Source organism: Kosakonia oryzae (assembly GCF_001658025.2).
GTDB lineage: Bacteria > Pseudomonadota > Gammaproteobacteria > Enterobacterales > Enterobacteriaceae > Kosakonia > Kosakonia oryzae.
In genome coordinates, this window is sequence record NZ_CP014007.2 from 5397889 (window position 1) to 5416158 (window position 18270).

Sequence of the window (18270 nt, forward strand, 5' to 3'; positions counted from 1 at the left end):
ACAGAAATGGAGGGATTTTTTAGCGGCAAACCTGGTGACTTTGTCGGTAAAATAGCCCGCAAAAGCGCAGTAACTGTGGATGTTGGGCGTTTCACCAGCATTCCATTTCATGCTACAAAATATGTAGAATTTTCAATATGAAAGAGGTTAACTTCTTTCTCCAATGACAGTCAGGACGCGTATGTTGAACACAAAAATGAGTGTGGTGATCCTTGCCGCAGGCAAAGGCACACGCATGTATTCCGATATTCCCAAAGTGCTGCATACCCTTGCAGGGAAAGCGATGGTTCAGCATGTCATTGATACTGCTAATCTTCTCGGCGCCGATAATGTTCATCTGGTTTATGGACACGGTGGTGATTTGCTCAAACAACATCTCGCTGAGAGCAAGCTTAACTGGGTCCTGCAGGTAGAACAGTTGGGCACCGGCCATGCGATGCAGCAGGCTGCGCCGTTCTTTGCCGATGACGAAGATATTTTGATGCTCTACGGCGATGTGCCGCTGATTTCGTTGGAGACGTTGCAGCGTCTGCGCGATGCGAAACCGCAGGGCGGCATCGGTCTGTTAACGGTGGTGCTCGACGACCCGACGGGTTACGGGCGTATCACGCGTGAAAACGGCGCGGTGACAGGCATTGTTGAACAGAAAGATGCCACTGAAGAACAGCGTAAGATCACGGAGATCAACACCGGCATTCTGATTGCTAACGGCGGCGATCTGAAACGCTGGTTGAGCAAGCTGACTAACAATAATGCGCAGGGTGAATATTACATCACGGATATCATCAGCCTTGCCTGGCATGAAGGCCGTGAGATCACCGCAGTGCATCCGCAGCGCCTGAGCGAAGTGGAAGGCGTGAATAACCGCCTTCAGCTATCCCGGCTGGAGCGTGCGTATCAGGCTGAACAGGCCGAAAAGCTGCTGCTGGCTGGTGTTATGCTGCGCGATCCTGCGCGCTTTGACCTGCGCGGTACGCTGGAGCATGGGCGGGATGTTGAGATCGATGCTAACGTCATCATTGAAGGCAACGTAAAACTGGGCGATCGCGTGAAGATTGGCGCTGGTTGCGTGTTGAAAAACAGCGACATCGGCGACGACTGCGAAATCAGCCCCTACAGCGTGGTGGAAGATGCGCGCCTCGAAGCTGATTGCACCATCGGGCCATTTGCGCGTTTGCGTCCTGGCGCAGAACTGCTTGCCGGTGCGCACGTGGGCAACTTCGTGGAAATGAAAAAAGCGCGTCTGGGTAAAGGCTCGAAAGCAGGCCATCTGACTTACCTGGGCGATGCGGAAATCGGTGACAACGTGAATGTTGGCGCGGGTGTTATCACCTGTAATTACGATGGCGCGAACAAGCATAAAACCATTATTGGCGATGATGTGTTTGTTGGTTCCGATACGCAACTGGTGGCGCCGGTTACCGTTGCCAAAGGTGCGACTATCGCCGCGGGTACCACCGTAACGCGCAATGTTGCGGAAAATGAACTGGTTATCAGCCGCGTACCGCAGATCAATAAACAAGGCTGGATACGTCCGGTTAAGAAGAAGTAGTCCGGGTAAGCGCAGCGCTATCCGGCAATGAATCCATAACGTTTTCAGGGTGAGGGGAAAGATAATTCCTCCGCCCGCCAGGCAGTACCTATAAAAATAACCCCACTCTCTACAAGGCTCGGGGCGATACAGGTTGACCGACAACAAAAGGCATAACGCCTAAATCGGAATCGAAAAATATGTGTGGAATTGTTGGCGCAGTCGCGCAGCGTGATGTTGCAGAAATCCTTCTCGAGGGATTACGTCGTCTGGAATACCGTGGCTATGACTCAGCAGGTCTGGCCGTTGTAGATGCAGAAGGGCATATGACCCGCCTGCGTCGTCTTGGTAAAGTCCAGATGCTGGCCCAGGCCGCAGAAGAGCACCCGCTGCATGGTGGAACCGGTATTGCGCATACCCGTTGGGCAACACACGGTGAACCGTCAGAAGGTAACGCGCATCCGCATGTTTCTGATCATATTGCGGTTGTACATAACGGTATTATCGAAAACTACGAGCCGCTGCGGGAAGCGTTAAAAGAGCGTGGTTATGTATTTGTTTCGGAAACGGATACCGAGGTTATCGCGCATCTTGTTCATTGGGAGCTTGAGCAGGGCGGCACGCTGCGTGAAGCGGTTATGCGCGCTATCCCGCAATTACGCGGCGCTTATGGCACGGTGATTATGGATACCCGTGACAGCGGCACTCTGCTGGCGGCACGCTCTGGCAGCCCGCTGGTCATTGGTCTTGGCATGGGTGAAAACTTTATTGCCTCTGATCAACTGGCGTTACTGCCGGTAACGCGTCGCTTTATCTTCCTTGAAGAGGGGGATATTGCGGAAGTGACTCGCCGCAGCGTGACAGTGTTTGATAAATCCGGCGCACAGGTAAAACGGCCTGATATCGAATCCAGCCTGCAATATGACGCGGGCGACAAAGGTATCTACCGTCACTACATGCAAAAAGAGATCTACGAACAGCCGAACGCGATTAAAAATACGCTGACCGGCCGTATCAACCACGGTGAAGTGGATCTGAGCGAACTGGGTCCGAATGCCAACGCGCTGTTATCGCAAGTTGAGCATATTCAGATCGTTGCCTGTGGCACCTCTTACAACTCCGGTATGGTTTCCCGTTACTGGTTTGAGGCGCTGGCCGGTGTGCCGTGCGATGTGGAAATCGCCTCTGAATTCCGCTACCGCAAATCCGCTGTGCGTCGTAACAGTCTGATGATCACCCTGTCGCAATCCGGTGAAACAGCGGATACGCTGGCGGCGCTGCGTTTGTCCAAAGAGCTGGGTTATTTGGGTTCGCTGGCGATTTGTAACGTGCCGGGCTCCTCGCTGGTGCGTGAATCCGATCTGGCAATGATGACCAAAGCCGGTACTGAAATCGGTGTTGCTTCCACGAAAGCGTTCACCACTCAGCTTACCGTTCTGCTGATGCTGGTAGCGAAATTGAGCCGCCTGAAAGGGCTGGATGCGTCCATTGAGCACGATATCGTTCACGGTTTGCAGGCGTTGCCGAGCCGTATTGAACAGATGCTGTCGCAGGATAAACGCATTGAAGCGCTGGCCGAGGATTTCTCTGACAAGCACCATGCGCTGTTCCTCGGGCGTGGCGATCAGTATCCGATCGCGCTGGAAGGCGCGCTGAAACTGAAAGAGATCTCCTACATTCACGCCGAAGCCTATGCGGCAGGCGAGCTGAAGCATGGCCCTCTGGCGCTGATTGATGCGGATATGCCGGTGATTGTCGTTGCGCCTAACAACGAACTGCTGGAAAAACTGAAATCCAACATCGAAGAAGTGCGTGCCCGTGGCGGCGTACTGTATGTGTTCGCCGATCAGGATGCGGGTTTCACCAGCAACGACAATATGCACATTATTGATATGCCGCACGTCGAAGAGGTGATTGCACCGATTTTCTATACCGTGCCGCTGCAATTGCTGGCCTATCACGTTGCGCTGATTAAAGGCACCGACGTTGACCAGCCGCGTAATCTGGCGAAATCAGTAACGGTAGAGTAAACATTTCCTGACATAAAATGCGAAAGAGGTTGCCTGTGGGCAACCTCTTTTTTTGACTTTATTTGATGAATTCTCGTTTGTTTCAACTACTTTTTCATTGTCACAAAAATAAAATATGACTGAAATCTTACCGTGATATTTTTTATTAATAGTCTGATTTTTATCTGTTTTATATCATGCGGCAACGATATTTTTCCGCTGTCATCAAACAGTAACAATGATTGCATATAACTGTCATCAAAGTGTCCTATTTTGCTCGTCGTAGCCACTAAACAACGATTTACGATCCTTGCAGGAGACATTATGAACGTTATGCGTACCTCTGTCGCAACTGTTGTCGCCGCGACCTTTTCTCTGAGTGCTTTTGCTGTTAATGCAGCAGCCAGCCTGACTGGTGCGGGCGCAACTTTTCCGGCGCCGGTGTATGCCAAGTGGGCTGATACTTACAACAAAGAAATGAATATCATGGTCAACTACCAGGGTATTGGTTCTTCTGGTGGCGTAAAACAAATTACTGCTAAAACCGTCGATTTCGGTGCATCTGATGCCCCTCTGAGTGACGATAAACTGGCTCAGGAAGGCCTGTTCCAGTTCCCGACCGTAATCGGCGGTATCGTGCTGGCTATCAACGTCCCGGGCATCAAATCCGGTGAGCTGGTGCTGGACGGTAAAACCCTGGGTGACATCTACCTGGGCAAAATCAAAAAATGGGATGACGCCGCTATCGCTAAGCTCAACCCTGGGTTGAAACTGCCTTCACAGAACATCGCCGTCGTTCGTCGCGCTGACGGTTCCGGTACCTCATTCGTCTTTACCAGCTATCTGGCGAAAGTGAACGAAGAGTGGAAATCCAAAGTGGGTTCTGGCTCTACGGTCAACTGGCCGACCGGTCTTGGCGGCAAGGGCAATGATGGCGTCGCGGCATTCGTTCAGCGTCTGCCGGGTTCAATCGGTTATGTTGAATATGCTTACGCTAAGCAGAACAACCTGACCTACACCAAGCTGCTGTCTGCGGATGGTAAGGCTGTAAGCCCGACTGAGCAGAGTTTCTCCAACGCGGCTAAAAATATCGACTGGAGCAAATCCTTCGCGCAGGACCTGACCAACCAGAAAGGTGCTGACGTATGGCCGATCACCTCCACCACTTTTATCCTGATACACAAAGTGCAGGCTAAGCCGGAGCAAGGCGCTGAAGTCCTGAAATTCTTTGACTGGGCCTACAAAAAAGGCGGCAAACAGGCTAACGACCTTGATTACGCAACCCTGCCGGATAGCGTAGTTGAACAAGTTCGTGCTGCATGGAAAACCAATGTGAAAGACAGCAGCGGTAAAGCACTGTACTAACAACGGGTTTTTTTAGAACATGGCGGATGGCGCTTACACCATCCGCCTTACAGATCCTCTGTAGGCCTGGCCGCGTAAGCATCACCGGGCAAATTCGTAAGACGTTAAACTGAAGAGTAATTTATGGCTGCAACCAAGCCGGCATTTAATCCTCCGGGTAAAAAAGGTGACATGATTTTCAGCGCGCTGGTAAGACTGGCTGCGCTGATTGTGCTATTGCTGTTGAGTGGCATCATCGTGTCGCTGATTTTCTCCTCATGGCCAAGCATTCAGAAGTTTGGTTTTTCATTCCTGTGGACCAAAGAGTGGGATGCGCCCAATGATATTTACGGTGCGCTGGTGCCCATTTACGGGACAATCGTTACCTCTGTCATCGCTCTGCTGATCGCCGTTCCGGTGAGCTTTGGTATTGCGCTGTTTCTGACAGAGTTGTCGCCGAACTGGCTGAAGCGTCCACTGGGTATCGCCATTGAATTACTGGCTGCGATTCCAAGTATCGTGTATGGCATGTGGGGGCTGTTTATTTTTGCTCCATTGTTCGCGACTTACTTTCAGGAACCGGTGGGCAACGTGCTTTCTAACATCCCGTTTGTTGGCGCGCTGTTCTCTGGCCCGGCATTTGGTATTGGGATCCTGGCGGCCGGGGTTATTCTCGCCATTATGATTATTCCTTACATTGCGGCAGTAATGCGCGATGTATTCGAACAAACGCCAGTGATGATGAAAGAGTCGGCGTATGGCATTGGCTGCACCACCTGGGAAGTTATCTGGCGCATTGTGCTGCCATTTACCAAAAACGGGGTGATTGGCGGCGTGATGTTGGGGCTGGGGCGCGCGCTGGGTGAAACCATGGCGGTGACCTTTATCATCGGTAACACCTATCAACTCGACAGCGCTTCGCTGTTTATGCCGGGTAACAGTATTACCTCTGCGCTGGCGAACGAATTTGCTGAAGCGGAGTCCGGTCTGCATGTTGCGGCCTTGATGGAGTTGGGTCTGATTCTGTTTGTGATCACCTTTATCGTACTGGCTATCTCTAAATTTATGATCATGCGCCTGGCGAAAAATGAGGGGGCACGCTGATGGCTACGCTCGAAATGCAAAGCATCGCAAAGCTGGCTGAATCGCGCCGTAAAATGCAGGCTAAGCGCCGTCTGAAAAACCGCATCGCTCTGACATTGTCGATGGCGACCATGGCGTTCGGTCTCTTCTGGCTGGTCTGGATCCTGTTGTCCACCGTAACGCGCGGCTTTGACGGTATGTCGGTGGCGATGTTTACGGAAATGACGCCGCCGCCAAATACGGCGGGTGGTGGTCTGGCAAACGCCCTGGCAGGCAGTGGCCTGTTGATCCTGTGGGCGACCGTTGTCGGTACGCCGCTCGGTATCATGGCGGGGATTTACCTGGCGGAGTATGGCCGGAAATCGCTGCTGGCCGAAGTGATCCGTTTTATCAACGACATTCTGCTTTCCGCGCCGTCAATTGTAGTTGGCCTGTTCGTCTACACCATTGTTGTCGCGCAGATGCAGCACTTTTCCGGTTGGGCGGGTGTGATTGCGCTGGCGCTGTTGCAGGTGCCAATTGTTATTCGTACCACGGAAAACATGCTGAAACTGGTGCCGGACAGCCTGCGTGAAGCGGCTTATGCGCTGGGTACACCGAAATGGAAGATGATTGCCTCTATTACGCTGAAAGCCTCTGTTTCCGGGATTATGACCGGGGTGCTGCTGGCTGTGGCGCGTATTGCAGGGGAAACGGCACCGCTGCTGTTTACCGCGCTCTCTAACCAGTTCTGGAGCACCGATATGATGCAGCCTATCGCTAACCTGCCGGTGACCATTTTCAAATTTGCCATGAGCCCGTTTGCCGAATGGCAGCAACTGGCCTGGGCCGGGGTGCTGATTATCACGCTCTGCGTACTGCTGTTGAATATTCTGGCGCGTGTCATTTTCGCGAAGAGTAAACACGGTTAATTTTTGCGACGCGGCGAAAGCGGCGTCGAGTTGAGGAAAGAGATAAATGAGTATGGTTGATACGACGCCGGGCAAAATTCAGGTTCGTGATTTGAACTTCTATTACGGCAAATTCCATGCACTGAAAAACATCAGCCTGGATATTGCCAAAAATCAGGTGACGGCGTTTATCGGGCCGTCAGGCTGCGGTAAATCCACATTGCTGCGTACTTTTAACAAAATGTTTGAGCTTTACCCTGAGCAGCGCGCCGAAGGCGAAATCCTGCTGGATGGCGACAACATTCTTACCAATACGCAGGATATCGCGCTGCTGCGCGCGAAAGTGGGGATGGTATTCCAGAAACCGACGCCGTTTCCGATGTCGATTTACGACAATATCGCTTTTGGCGTGCGCCTGTTTGAAAAGCTGTCGCGTCCGGATATGGACGAGCGTGTTCAGTGGGCTTTGACCAAGGCCGCATTATGGAACGAAACCAAGGATAAACTGCACCAGAGCGGGTACTCTCTCTCCGGTGGCCAGCAGCAGCGTCTGTGCATCGCCCGCGGTATCGCGATTCGCCCGGAAGTTCTGCTGCTTGATGAACCTTGTTCCGCTCTTGACCCGATCTCAACCGGTCGTATCGAAGAGCTGATCACGGAGCTGAAACAGGATTACACCGTGGTTATCGTGACGCACAACATGCAGCAAGCTGCGCGTTGTTCCGATCACACGGCGTTTATGTATCTCGGTGAGTTGATTGAGTTCAGCAACACAGATGATCTGTTCACGAAGCCGAAGAAGAAGCAAACGGAAGACTATATTACCGGGCGCTATGGTTGATTTGCTGCACCCTGAGGGTATAAGCGACCTTGTTACCACGTGAAATCTGTCGGGCATTTGGAGTGCACCATGGACAATCTCAACCTTAACAAACATATTTCCGGGCAGTTCAACGCTGAGCTGGAAAGTATCCGCACTCAGGTAATGACCATGGGTGGGATGGTGGAGCAGCAGCTTTCTGATGCGATCACCGCCATGCACAATCAGGACAGCGAGCTAGCCAGGCGCGTTGTTGAAGGCGACAAACAGGTCAATATGATGGAAGTCGCCATCGATGAAGCCTGCGTGCGCATCATTGCAAAACGCCAGCCAACGGCAAGCGACTTGCGTCTGGTGATGGCGATCATCAAAACAATTGCCGAGCTGGAACGTATTGGCGATGTGGCAGACAAAATCTGCCGTACCGCGCTGGAGAAGTTCTCCCAGCAGCACCAGCCGCTGCTGGTGAGCCTGGAATCGTTAGGCCGTCACACCGTGCAGATGCTGCATGATGTGCTGGACGCCTTCGCCCGTATGGATCTGGACGAAGCGGTGCGTATCTATCGCGAAGATAAAAAAGTGGATCAGGAATACGAAGGCATCGTACGTCAGCTAATGACTTACATGATGGAAGATTCCCGCACCATTCCGAGCGTCCTGACCGCCCTGTTCTGCGCCCGTTCTATCGAACGTATCGGTGACCGCTGCCAGAATATCTGCGAATACATCTTCTACTTCGTGAAGGGACAAGATTTCCGTCATGTTGGCGGCGATGAGCTGGATAAACTGCTCGCCGGAAAAGATGTTAAAGAGTGATATGACGATAACCCCCTCGCTGTGAGGGGATTTTTGTTGCAGGGTTATTTCGCCAGTAACTTTCTCGCCAGGCTATCAATATCCCCGTACTGCCACAATTTTTCCTGCCACTGCTGCGGGATCCCGTTAACGCCATAATACGCGCCAGCCAGTTGCCCGGCGATAGCGGCGGTGGTGTCTGCGTCGTCACCGAGATTGGTGGCCAGCAGGATAGTCTCTTTAAAGTTTTTACCCTGCGCAAAGCACCACAATGCCGCTTCCAGACTCTGCACGCAGTAACCCGTACCGAAGATCTCCGCACGCGTTTTCTTCAGGTAGTTCCCTTCAGCTATGCGACGTAGATTCTCCTGTTCCGGTAGCTGCGGGATAGCTGTCAGCGTTTCCCGCTTACTTTTACCGTTCAGGGCGTTCATCAGCATTTGTGCAAACAGGCGGCAGCAGGCGAGTGCTTCCGGTGCTGCATGCGTGGTTCGCGATGAGGCTTCGGCATACTCCAGCGCCAGTAACTCATCGGGGAAATACCACAGCACTACCGGCGCGAGGCGCATTAACGAACCGTTTCCTGCCGTTTTGGGATGGCTGGAACCGGCAAACGGATCGCCGTCATTCGCATATTTTTGCAATGCGCCTGCGACCGTCGTACCAATATCAAAACAGTGACCGGTGGCGCTTAAGTAACCCCATTGCCACCAGTTCATATACCGATTCATCTGATCCTTTGCGTCAAATCCCTGGCGAGCGATCAGACTTTCCGCAAGGCACAGCGCCATAGAGGTGTCGTCTGTCCATTGCCCCGCTTGCAAATGAAACGGCCCGCCTCCCACCATGTCGGTGATGGGCGGAAAGGAATCTTTGGCGCTGAATTCCACCGCCGTGCCGACGGCATCACCGGTGGCCAGACCGAGCAGACAGCCTTGATAACGTTCGAGTAATTCCGACATCTGTTGTTCCTTATTCCGTGGAACTGCTCAGGAAAAATCCGCCCATAACCGTAATTTGCCGCAGTGCAGGCAGCGAAAGAGATATCCTTGGCAGTCGCCGCCGTCGAGCAGGTATTCCGGTAATTTCTCGTAATCCATGCCGAAAGCATCGCAATCGGCTTGAATATCCGCGAACTGATCGAGTTTGTCGGCAATATCTTGCCAGCCGACGTAGCCGATAAACGCGCAGAAATCATCGCAGTGCGCCAGCCAGTACTCCTGCTGCCAGCCACAGTATCCCGGTGTTCTCTGAGTCAGTTCCTGCAAACTGGCTTCCGGCCACGGATTTTTGAAACCGGTAAATTCACCCTCGTCATCGAACAGGCTGTCCACACCTTCAATGCTGGACTTATCGTGAAAGCTGCCGCCAAATTTTTGTGCGGCGGAGCCATCCGCGATACACCACGGGCAAAGGGTATCAACATCCGCTGTGGTGTAAAACGGGTTGGTGTAATACACGTCCGTTAGCTGTTCACAGCAGGCACAAGTCACGGTTTTTCTTTGTGAAAAGACGCCTGTGTCCAGGGGCTGAGGGTGGTACTTAAATACCGGGAGAGAACGGTTTGTCTGAGCCATAAAAACATCCTGTTTAGTGGTTTAGATTAACGCGTAACATGCCACCCACGCGCACGCCAGAGTTCCGGCAGCTGCGCTAAATCAGTGAACGTCGTCACTTTAGGGTGAACAATGGGTTTATTATGCGGATCGGCGCAGAAGTAATACACTTCCATCCCTGCCGCGATTCCTGATTGTGCTCCAGCGGAAGAGTCATCCACCAGAATACAGTTTACAGGATCAACATTCAGCGCGCTGGCTGCATGGTACATTAACGCCGGATCGGGCTTCCAGCGTTGGATGTCATAACCGCTAAACAGTTTTTCAGGAAAGTGATGTAGCATGCCTAATTTGCCCAAGGAGTGTTGCATTTTGCTGACCGGGCCATTCGACACCACACACATCGGTACACTCACTGCATCCAGCAATGCGTTCGCACCGGCAATTACTTCCAGTTCGCTGTCGAACAGGCGTGCCACTTCCGCACGATAAATGGGCTCAAGCTCCTCTTTCGCCAGGCTTACACCGCGCTCCCCGGCGATGACATCAATAATTTCGTATAACTTCATGCCCTTAAAGCGTTTAAAGACCTCTTCCAGATCCAGCGTGATGCCAAAAGCCTGAAACATATGCACATAGGCGCGGGAACAAATAACTTCACTATCGACCAGGGTGCCGTCACAGTCGAAAAAGATTGCATCAATGTGGGACATGCCATTTCCTGTTATTGCGAGTTTAACGTTTACTTAACGCAGATAGCGAAACGCAATCGTTGCCGTATAAGCAAATTCAATGAAAAAAAGTGTGTGATAACCGTCAATATTGTCTCATTTTGGTATAGGATAGCGACGAATTTTCCCTCCTATTCCGGAAATTGATAATGAGCCAACAACACACTACCCAGGCTTCGGGCCAGGGGTTGCTTGACCGCGTGTTTAAATTACGCGAGCACGGCACATCGGCACGCACCGAAGTGATCGCCGGTTTCACGACGTTTTTGACGATGGTGTATATCGTTTTTGTTAACCCCCAGATTCTGGGCGTCGCCGGGATGGATACCAGCGCAGTATTTGTGACCACCTGCCTGATTGCTGCGTTCGGCAGCATCCTGATGGGACTGGTAGCTAACCTGCCGGTTGCGCTGGCACCGGCAATGGGTCTGAACGCCTTCTTTGCGTTTGTGGTGGTTGGTGCCATGGGGCTTTCCTGGCAGATCGGCATGGGCGCAATCTTCTGGGGCGCGGTAGGTCTGTTGCTGCTGACCTTGTTCCGCGTTCGTTACTGGATGATCGCCAATATTCCGGTCAGTCTGCGCGTAGGTATCACCAGCGGTATCGGGCTATTTATTGGCATGATGGGGCTGAAAAACGCTGGCGTAATCGTGCCGAACAAAGAGACGCTGGTGAGTATCGGTAACCTGACTTCCCACAGCGTTCTGCTGGGCGTTCTTGGTTTCTTTATCATCGTTATTCTGGCGTCGCGCAATATTCACGCTGCTGTGCTGGTGTCGATTGTTGTTACTACACTGCTGGGCTGGCTGCTGGGCGATGTGCAGTATCACGGTATTGTTTCTGCGCCGCCGAGCGTGACAAGCGTTGTCGGTAATGTAGATCTGGCCGGTTCCTTTAATATTGGCCTGGCGGGTGTGATCTTCTCGTTTATGCTGGTAAACCTGTTTGACTCCTCCGGTACGCTGATCGGTGTGACCGATAAAGCCGGGCTGGTGGATGAAAGTGGTAAGTTCCCGCGCATGAAGCAGGCGCTGTTTGTCGACAGCATCTCCTCGGTGACTGGCGCTTTTATCGGTACCTCTTCTGTTACCGCGTATATCGAGTCTTCTTCTGGTGTTTCTGTCGGCGGCCGTACCGGTCTGACTGCGGTAGTGGTTGGCCTGCTGTTCCTGCTGGTGATCTTCCTGTCGCCGCTAGCGGGTATGGTGCCGGGCTATGCGGCTGCGGGCGCGCTGATCTATGTGGGCGTGCTGATGACCTCCAGCCTTGCGCGTGTGAAGTGGCATGATCTGACAGAAGCCGTACCGGCGTTTATCACTGCAGTAATGATGCCGTTCAGCTTCTCAATTACTGAAGGTATTGCGCTGGGCTTTATCTCTTACTGCGTGATGAAAATCGGTACTGGTCGCCTGCGCGATCTCAGCCCGTGCGTGATTGTGGTTGCGGTGCTGTTCCTGCTGAAAATCATCTTTATCGACGCGCATTAATGCTTTTCCCCTCTCGCGCTGCGGGAGGGGTTTTCATCACGGTTTGACGCGCTGAATATACTCGCCGAAAGCCGTAAGCTGGCCAGTCAGATGGTCAAGCGTGCTTTGATCGACCACTTCTCCCGTCTGTTGATCCACCTTGCTTTGAATTACCCCGCCCATAAACTCCGGTTTGTTCATGACCATCGCATCAAGGAACACCAGGATCTGACGCAGATGATACTGACAACGCGCGCCGCCAATCGCGCCCATTGAACTGGTCTGAATCAACACCGGCTTACCCGCCAGCGGCTGCTCTGGTACGCGAGACAACCAGTCAATCGCATTCTTCAGACCACCCGGCACCGAATAGTTATATTCCGGCGTCACAATCACTACGCCGTCAGCCGCACGGATATGTTCGGCAAGCTCCTGCACACTTTCCGGGAAACCTTCTTCTTGCTGAATATCGGCATCGTACAGCGGGATATTGGCAATCGAAGGCAGCGGAGTGATGTCCATGCCCGCTGGCGCAAGCTTAGGCAATGTGCGCGCGACCATGGCATTAAAAGAGCCTTTACGCAGGCTACCGAGCAGGGTCACAACCTTGAGTTCAACCGACATGATGACTCCTCATTTTGGGATCAATTAAGGATCAGGGCTTTTTCTGCGGGCAAGCTGGTGAAACGCATTAACCGGGAGGCGGGATCGTTGGCGCGCGTTTGCACATCGGAGAGATAACGCCACCCGGTACGGCTATCGAACTCCCATATTTTCAGGCTTTCAATGGCAGGTGATACCGCGACAGACCAGATCAGCACATCTTCTGCATCACACATCACTTCAACCCGCGTTAGCGGCGTCAGACGCAGACGTCCGGAGCCCGGCAACAATTGTAGCAGCCCTTGATCGTCGTGCATTTGATGGATCAATTTCATTGCACTCTGGCGCAGCGTTACCAGTTGGGTTTGCGCTTCGTTGGGATCGTTTTGGTTATTGATCCACAGCAGCTCATTATTGCTGAAAAGCGGCTTCTGCGCGTGCGCGCTGTGAAAACTGCTCGTAGCGCGTTGCAACTCCATATCCAGACCGCATTCGCCTTCAGTTGTAATGGCGACACCCACCATATTCCCGGCATAGGCCAGCGAAAAGTGCGGCAGACTAACGTCGGCAAACTTCGGTTTGCCGCTGGATCCAATGACTATCTCTGGTAGTTCGCTGGTGCCATACAGCATAAACATCATTTCAGCGAGTAATGCACGGGAAGCAAGAAAACGTGTGCGACGATGCTCAGGAAGCTGGCGAGCCGTATCGTGACAGGACACCGGTAGTCGGGTGGAGACAAGGTGCCCTTCGGAAATTATCCCTCGTGCAAAATGGGTAGCCATTTTTCTCTCCGTGATAATGGTCTGGATGAATAGAATCGATAGTAAATATTATCGCCCATAATCCATAGGTTTTAGTGCGGAAATTGGCATCTGAAAAGTCCTAACGGGGATATTTACACTTTGTTTGTTCAATCCAGCACCTTACCTGGATTCGTCGTTATAACAGGAACGGCCATTTTTATGGACGTTCCGTACAATTATTTACCAATACAGAAGCTGGAGAAGATGCGGCCCAGCAAATCATCGGAGGTAAACTCGCCGGTGATCTCGCTCAGGTTCTGCTGCGCGAGGCGCAGCTCTTCGGCCAGCAATTCACCTGCCCAGGCACCCAGCAGTTGCGCTTTACCCTGTTGTAGATGTTCTGCGGCCGCCTCGAGCGCCTGTAAGTGCCGGCGACGCGCCAGGAAACCGCCTTCCATGCTGGTGTCAAACCCCATACTCTGCTTGAGATGTTGACGCAGCACGTCAACGCCTTCGCCGGTACGCGCGGAGAGACGCACAAGTGAGTGATTGTTCACATCGCTGATACCCAGCGGCTCGCCGGTAACATCCGCTTTATTGCGTACCACGGTGATCGGTAATCTGGCGGGCAGACGGGCAATAAAGTCCGGCCAGATTTCCGCTGGATCAACCGCATTGGTGGTGGTGCCGTCAACCATAAACAGCACGCGGTCGGCCTGCTCAATCTCCTGCCAGGCACGTTCGATACCGATACGTTCCACTTCGTCGCTGGCTTCGCGCAAACCGGCGGTATCGATAATGTGCAGCGGCATACCGTCAATATGTATGTGCTCGCGCAATACGTCGCGCGTGGTGCCTGCAATATCCGTCACAATAGCGGCTTCACGCCCGGCCAGCGCGTTCAACAGGCTCGATTTCCCGGCATTTGGGCGACCAGCAATGACCACTTTCATCCCTTCACGCAGCAGGCTCCCCTGACGCGCTTCGGCTCGCACCGCCTCCAGATCGGCGATAACGTCGTTCAGCTGGGCTTCGATTTTGCCGTCTGAAAGAAAGTCGATCTCTTCATCCGGGAAGTCGATAGCCGCTTCTACATAGATTCGCAGGTGAGTAAGTGCTTCCACAAGGTGGTTAACGCGAGCGGAGAAAGCGCCCTGCAACGAGTTCAGCGCGGAGCGCGCAGCCTGTTCGGAACTGGCATCAATTAAATCGGCAATCGCTTCAGCCTGCGCCAGATCGAGCTTATCGTTAAGGAACGCACGCTCGGAGAACTCACCCGGCCGGGCAATGCGCAGCCCTGGTAAGGTCAATATGCGTTTTAACAGCAGGTCGAGGATCACCGGGCCGCCGTGCCCCTGTAGCTCCAGTACATCTTCACCGGTAAAGGAGTTCGGGCCCGGGAACCACAGCGCAATGCCTTGATCCAGCGCGCTGCCATCGGTGTCCTGAAACGGCAGATAGTCGGCATAACGCGGTTTAGGCAGCTTGCCCAGCACCGCCTGCGCCACGTCTCGCGCTTTTACGCCCGAAATACGCAGGATGCCCACCCCACCGCGTCCCGGTGGGGTTGCCTGTGCGACGATAGTGTCGTTATGGCTCATGGTATGTTTTCCGAAATTGCAAAATAAAAAAGGCGGTCAACTGACCGCCCTTTGTTTGTTGTTCCTTTTGCCGGGTGGCGTTTTGCTTACCCGGCCTTACAGCGTATCAGGAGCTTTTCTTCTGGCGGCTATGCAGACCGCGCTTCTCCAGACCACGGTAAATCAGCTGCTGCTGAATGATGGTCACCAGGTTGCTGACGATATAGTACAGCACCAGACCTGACGGGAACCACAGGAAGAATACCGTGAAGATGACCGGCATAAAGGTCATGATCTTCTGCTGCATCGGGTCGGTCACGGTGGTCGGCGACATCTTCTGGATGAAGAACATCGTTACGCCCATCAGGATCGGCAGGATGTAGTACGGATCCTGTGCAGACAGGTCATGGATCCACAGTGCGAACGGCGCATGGCGCAGTTCAACGGAACCCATCAGCATGTAATACAGCGCCAGGAAGATAGGCATCTGAATAATCAGCGGGAAGCAGCCGCCCAGCGGGTTCACTTTCTCTGCTTTGTACAGCGCCATCATCTCCTGACTCATACGCTGTTTGTCGTCACCCAGACGTTCGCGCATGGCCTGAATCTTCGGTTGCAGCATGCGCATTTTCGCCATGGAGGTGTACTGCGCTTTGGTCAGCGGGTACATGATGCCACGAACGATAAAGGTGATTGCGATGATGGAGAAGCCCCAGTTACCCAGGAAGCTGTGGATCCACTTCAGCAGTTTGAACAGCGGCTGAGAAATAAACCACAACCAGCCGTAATCCACTGTCAGATCCAGGTGCGGCGCCGCCGCAGCCATTTTGTCCTGAATTTCCGGGCCGACCCACAGGGTGCTGTTCAGCGCGGTAGTCTGACCCGGCTGCACCAGTACCGGCTGGGATTTATAACCGATAGCGGCTACGCCATTGCCCAGATTGCTGGTATAGAAGTTATTCGCACCTTCGTTACGCGGGATCCATGCAGTAGCAAAATATTGCTGCAGCATCGCAACCCAGCCGCCATTGGAGCTGACGTTCAGGTTTTCGTTATCGGCGATGGTGTCGAATTTATATTTCTCATACTTCGCGTCAGGCGTGGAATACGCCGCACCGCGGAAGGTATGCAGCGCAAAGTTGCTGCTGCCGGTATCGCGGTGAGAAGGCAGATTGATGGATTGCTTCAACTGACCAAACGTTGCTACTTCCAACGGTTTATCACCGGCGTTCTGCACGCTGTAGCCTACGTTCACCGCATATTCGCCGCGTTTCAGCGTGAAGGTTTTGGTGAAGGTATTGCCAGCCGCGTCGGTGTAAGTCAGCGGGATCGCCAGTTCGTTCTGACCATCAGCCAGCACAAACGCATCTTTTTCTACGTTATACAGTGGGCGCGGGCCGTTAGCCGGATTATCCGGGCCGTCACGACCGGTCAGGCCGCTCTGCGCCTGATAGATAAACTGCGGCGTAGTTTCCAGTAACTGGAACGGCTCATTGGAGCCCAACTCTTTCGGGTACGTCGGAAGCAGTGCCTGTTCAACATCACCACCACGGGTGTTGATGGTCAGCTCAAGCACATCGGTTTTCACCGTGATCAGTTTCCCCTGGCCACTGGCTGGTACGCCCTGGTCGGCTGCGCTACCCGCTGCGGTGGTCGTAGTCTGCGTGGTCTGCTGCTGCGCCGGAGGAGGATTTTTATCCTTCTCCCACGTTTGCCAGATCATGAAAGACACGAACAACAAAGCGATGATAAAAAGATTGCGTTGCGAATCCATCGTTAGTGTTCTCTGGTTTTAGAAGGTCCTGGCGGGACGGGATCGTCGCCACCCGGGTGTAAAGGGTGGCATTTTAATACGCGTTTCATTGTCAACCAACTGCCTTTTAACATTCCAAACCTGCGCAATGCCTCAATTCCATATTGCGAACAGGTGGGGGTGAAACGGCAGTGCGGCCCAAGTAGCGGACTAATCAGGCGTTGATAGACCCTAATCAGGGCTATCAGGACCCGTGAGCCAGGCGACAATGGCGGCGCCATAATTTTTCCAACGCTTCCGAGAGAGCACGGTTATCGAGGTCGGCAACCCCCTTCTTCGCCACCACCACGAAATCCATTGCTGGCAATTCATGCTGGCGTAAACGGAAGCTTTCACGCGTCAGACGTTTAATCCGATTGCGTTCATGGGCGCGTTTAACATTTTTCTTGGCGACGGTCAGACCGATACGGGGATGCCCCAGCGAATTCAGGCGGCCGAGGATGGTGATTTGCGGCGTGCCAGCCCGTTGTGGCTGCTGGAAGACGAAAGTGAAATGAGTGGGAGTTAACAAACGTAACTCCCTGGGAAAAGCGAGCTTAACCACTCAGGGGTTAGCTTTATTACTTGGAAACGGTCAGACGTGCGCGGCCTTTAGCGCGACGACGAGCCAGAACCTGGCGACCATTTTTAGTAGCCATACGAGCACGGAAGCCGTGAGAACGGTTGCGCTTCAGTACAGACGGTTGAAAAGTGCGTTTCATGGCGGTTTCTACCTAAACTTGAATAAATTCACTGACTTTTGCGTATGCCTGAACGGATATCGAACGACAGGCGCGCAAGCCATGGGTAATTAAAGAGGCCGGATTGTAATAATTGTACACTCCAGAGTCAATTCTCTTTCCTTATAGCGCGCGTATTTTCGCACATAATCGCGCAAAAAATAAGCTGCATTCGACGCCCGAAATGAGCAAGACGCGCCGGGGGCAGAATTATACGGGGCAAACGGCAAAGCGCAAGGATCCTCCAGGATCTTCATTAGATCGTTTAAGCAATAAATCATCATTACTCATTAAATTTTCCAATATGCGGACTAAAACGTGCCGCACGCCTGCGAGGATCGATTACACTTAGCCGGTTCCAAATTGCCCTGTGGATAAATCATAAAGAATCTGTGAGAAACAGAAGATCTCTGCGGCGGTTTACGCTATGATCCGCGGTCCCGATCGCGATCCAGGATCGTTCTTAGGGCACAAACCGTAGATAGCGGTTCGCACGTCACCCGGTTGGGTCTTATCGATGTGCGTCAAAAAACTTTAATGTTTCTGTCTTTTATTTATCGATTTTCGTTCGAGTGGAGTCCGCC

At 52.9% G+C, this 18270-nt stretch carries 18 protein-coding genes; 8 read left to right on the plus strand and 10 right to left on the minus strand.

The window, feature by feature from the left end:
• Window positions 1-181: 181 nt before the first annotated feature.
• From glmU to phoU, 7 genes are all read left to right on the plus strand, one after another.
• Window positions 182-1552, plus strand: a complete 1371-nt coding sequence (gene glmU, locus AWR26_RS25580; protein WP_064568914.1) for a bifunctional UDP-N-acetylglucosamine diphosphorylase/glucosamine-1-phosphate N-acetyltransferase GlmU — start codon at window positions 182-184, stop codon at window positions 1550-1552.
• A 179-nt stretch (window positions 1553-1731) separates the two neighbouring features.
• Window positions 1732-3561: a glutamine--fructose-6-phosphate transaminase (isomerizing) gene (gene glmS / locus AWR26_RS25585; RefSeq protein ID WP_064568915.1), complete on the plus strand. Its 1830-nt coding sequence runs from the start codon at window positions 1732-1734 to the stop codon at window positions 3559-3561.
• Window positions 3562-3864: 303 nt separating this feature from the next.
• The gene (gene pstS / locus AWR26_RS25590; protein WP_064568916.1) at window positions 3865-4905 is read left to right on the plus strand and encodes a phosphate ABC transporter substrate-binding protein PstS; all 1041 of its coding nucleotides are present in this window, start codon (window positions 3865-3867) and stop codon (window positions 4903-4905) included.
• A 123-nt stretch (window positions 4906-5028) separates the two neighbouring features.
• Entirely contained in the window at window positions 5029-5988 is a 960-nt protein-coding gene (gene pstC, locus AWR26_RS25595) for a phosphate ABC transporter permease PstC (protein ID WP_007369384.1), read from the plus strand.
• The gene (gene pstA, locus AWR26_RS25600; RefSeq protein WP_064568917.1) at window positions 5988-6878 is read left to right on the plus strand and encodes a phosphate ABC transporter permease PstA; all 891 of its coding nucleotides are present in this window, start codon (window positions 5988-5990) and stop codon (window positions 6876-6878) included. Before pstC ends, pstA begins: the two co-directional genes overlap by 1 nt.
• 46 nt (window positions 6879-6924) lie before the next feature.
• Window positions 6925-7698: a phosphate ABC transporter ATP-binding protein PstB gene (gene pstB, locus AWR26_RS25605; protein ID WP_007369386.1), complete on the plus strand. Its 774-nt coding sequence runs from the start codon at window positions 6925-6927 to the stop codon at window positions 7696-7698.
• 69 nt (window positions 7699-7767) lie between these two features.
• On the plus strand, window positions 7768-8493 hold the full coding sequence (gene phoU / locus AWR26_RS25610) for a phosphate signaling complex protein PhoU (RefSeq protein WP_007369387.1): 726 nt from the start codon (window positions 7768-7770) through the stop codon (window positions 8491-8493).
• A 44-nt stretch (window positions 8494-8537) separates the two neighbouring features.
• Here the strand turns inward: phoU and AWR26_RS25615 are convergent, their stop codons facing one another.
• From AWR26_RS25615 to yieH, 3 genes are read right to left on the minus strand one after another with little or no spacing between them, the layout of a single operon-like run.
• Window positions 8538-9434 carry an ADP-ribosylglycohydrolase family protein gene (locus AWR26_RS25615; RefSeq protein WP_064568918.1) on the minus strand — a complete coding sequence of 299 codons (897 nt, stop codon included), beginning with the start codon at window positions 9432-9434 and terminating at the stop codon, window positions 8538-8540.
• 27 nt (window positions 9435-9461) lie between these two features.
• A complete protein-coding gene (gene cbrC, locus AWR26_RS25620) occupies window positions 9462-10049 on the minus strand; it encodes a PF03691 family colicin E2 tolerance protein CbrC (RefSeq protein WP_064568919.1) in 588 nt (195 codons plus the stop codon).
• A 26-nt stretch (window positions 10050-10075) separates the two neighbouring features.
• Window positions 10076-10741, minus strand: a complete 666-nt coding sequence (yieH, locus tag AWR26_RS25625; RefSeq protein WP_064568920.1) for a 6-phosphogluconate phosphatase — start codon at window positions 10739-10741, stop codon at window positions 10076-10078.
• Window positions 10742-10908: 167 nt separating this feature from the next.
• Here yieH and AWR26_RS25630 point away from each other — a divergent pair, with 167 nt between their 5' ends.
• Window positions 10909-12246, plus strand: a complete 1338-nt coding sequence (locus AWR26_RS25630) for an NCS2 family permease (protein ID WP_064568921.1) — start codon at window positions 10909-10911, stop codon at window positions 12244-12246.
• A gap of 36 nt (window positions 12247-12282) precedes the next feature.
• Here the strand turns inward: AWR26_RS25630 and AWR26_RS25635 are convergent, their stop codons facing one another.
• From AWR26_RS25635 to rpmH, 7 genes are all read right to left on the minus strand, one after another.
• On the minus strand, window positions 12283-12849 hold the full coding sequence (locus AWR26_RS25635; protein WP_064568922.1) for an NADPH-dependent FMN reductase: 567 nt from the start codon (window positions 12847-12849) through the stop codon (window positions 12283-12285).
• Between the two features lie 20 nt (window positions 12850-12869).
• The gene (locus AWR26_RS25640) at window positions 12870-13613 is read right to left on the minus strand and encodes a 4'-phosphopantetheinyl transferase family protein (protein WP_064568923.1); all 744 of its coding nucleotides are present in this window, start codon (window positions 13611-13613) and stop codon (window positions 12870-12872) included.
• A 197-nt stretch (window positions 13614-13810) separates the two neighbouring features.
• Window positions 13811-15175 carry a tRNA uridine-5-carboxymethylaminomethyl(34) synthesis GTPase MnmE gene (gene mnmE, locus AWR26_RS25645; RefSeq protein ID WP_064568924.1) on the minus strand — a complete coding sequence of 455 codons (1365 nt, stop codon included), beginning with the start codon at window positions 15173-15175 and terminating at the stop codon, window positions 13811-13813.
• A 106-nt stretch (window positions 15176-15281) separates the two neighbouring features.
• Window positions 15282-16928, minus strand: coding sequence for a membrane protein insertase YidC (gene yidC, locus AWR26_RS25650; RefSeq protein WP_007369395.1), 1647 nt, complete (start codon window positions 16926-16928; stop codon window positions 15282-15284).
• 2 nt (window positions 16929-16930) lie between these two features.
• Complete coding sequence (gene yidD, locus AWR26_RS25655; RefSeq protein WP_071531959.1) at window positions 16931-17188, minus strand: membrane protein insertion efficiency factor YidD; 258 nt, start codon at window positions 17186-17188, stop codon at window positions 16931-16933.
• A complete protein-coding gene (rnpA, locus tag AWR26_RS25660; protein ID WP_035886831.1) occupies window positions 17152-17511 on the minus strand; it encodes a ribonuclease P protein component in 360 nt (119 codons plus the stop codon). Before rnpA ends, yidD begins: the two co-directional genes overlap by 37 nt.
• A gap of 16 nt (window positions 17512-17527) precedes the next feature.
• Entirely contained in the window at window positions 17528-17668 is a 141-nt protein-coding gene (gene rpmH / locus AWR26_RS25665) for a 50S ribosomal protein L34 (protein ID WP_000831330.1), read from the minus strand.
• Window positions 17669-18270: the final 602 nt, after the last annotated feature.

Bases quoted from the DNA above. Each gene is read 5' to 3' on its own strand.
- glmU (WP_064568914.1), top strand. From the start codon at position 182: ATGTTGAACACAAAAATGAGTGTGGTGATCCTTGCCGCAGGCAAAGGC.
- glmS (WP_064568915.1), top strand. From the start codon at position 1,732: ATGTGTGGAATTGTTGGCGCAGTCGCGCAGCGTGATGTTGCAGAAATC.
- pstS (WP_064568916.1), top strand. From the start codon at position 3,865: ATGAACGTTATGCGTACCTCTGTCGCAACTGTTGTCGCCGCGACCTTT.
- pstC (WP_007369384.1), top strand. From the start codon at position 5,029: ATGGCTGCAACCAAGCCGGCATTTAATCCTCCGGGTAAAAAAGGTGAC.
- pstA (WP_064568917.1), top strand. From the start codon at position 5,988: ATGGCTACGCTCGAAATGCAAAGCATCGCAAAGCTGGCTGAATCGCGC.
- pstB (WP_007369386.1), top strand. From the start codon at position 6,925: ATGAGTATGGTTGATACGACGCCGGGCAAAATTCAGGTTCGTGATTTG.
- phoU (WP_007369387.1), top strand. From the start codon at position 7,768: ATGGACAATCTCAACCTTAACAAACATATTTCCGGGCAGTTCAACGCT.
- AWR26_RS25615 (WP_064568918.1), bottom strand. From the start codon at position 9,434: ATGTCGGAATTACTCGAACGTTATCAAGGCTGTCTGCTCGGTCTGGCC.
- cbrC (WP_064568919.1), bottom strand. From the start codon at position 10,049: ATGGCTCAGACAAACCGTTCTCTCCCGGTATTTAAGTACCACCCTCAG.
- yieH (WP_064568920.1), bottom strand. From the start codon at position 10,741: ATGTCCCACATTGATGCAATCTTTTTCGACTGTGACGGCACCCTGGTC.
- AWR26_RS25630 (WP_064568921.1), top strand. From the start codon at position 10,909: ATGAGCCAACAACACACTACCCAGGCTTCGGGCCAGGGGTTGCTTGAC.
- AWR26_RS25635 (WP_064568922.1), bottom strand. From the start codon at position 12,849: ATGTCGGTTGAACTCAAGGTTGTGACCCTGCTCGGTAGCCTGCGTAAA.
- AWR26_RS25640 (WP_064568923.1), bottom strand. From the start codon at position 13,613: ATGGCTACCCATTTTGCACGAGGGATAATTTCCGAAGGGCACCTTGTC.
- mnmE (WP_064568924.1), bottom strand. From the start codon at position 15,175: ATGAGCCATAACGACACTATCGTCGCACAGGCAACCCCACCGGGACGC.
- yidC (WP_007369395.1), bottom strand. From the start codon at position 16,928: ATGGATTCGCAACGCAATCTTTTTATCATCGCTTTGTTGTTCGTGTCT.
- yidD (WP_071531959.1), bottom strand. From the start codon at position 17,188: ATGGCGCCGCCATTGTCGCCTGGCTCACGGGTCCTGATAGCCCTGATT.
- rpmH (WP_000831330.1), bottom strand. From the start codon at position 17,668: ATGAAACGCACTTTTCAACCGTCTGTACTGAAGCGCAACCGTTCTCAC.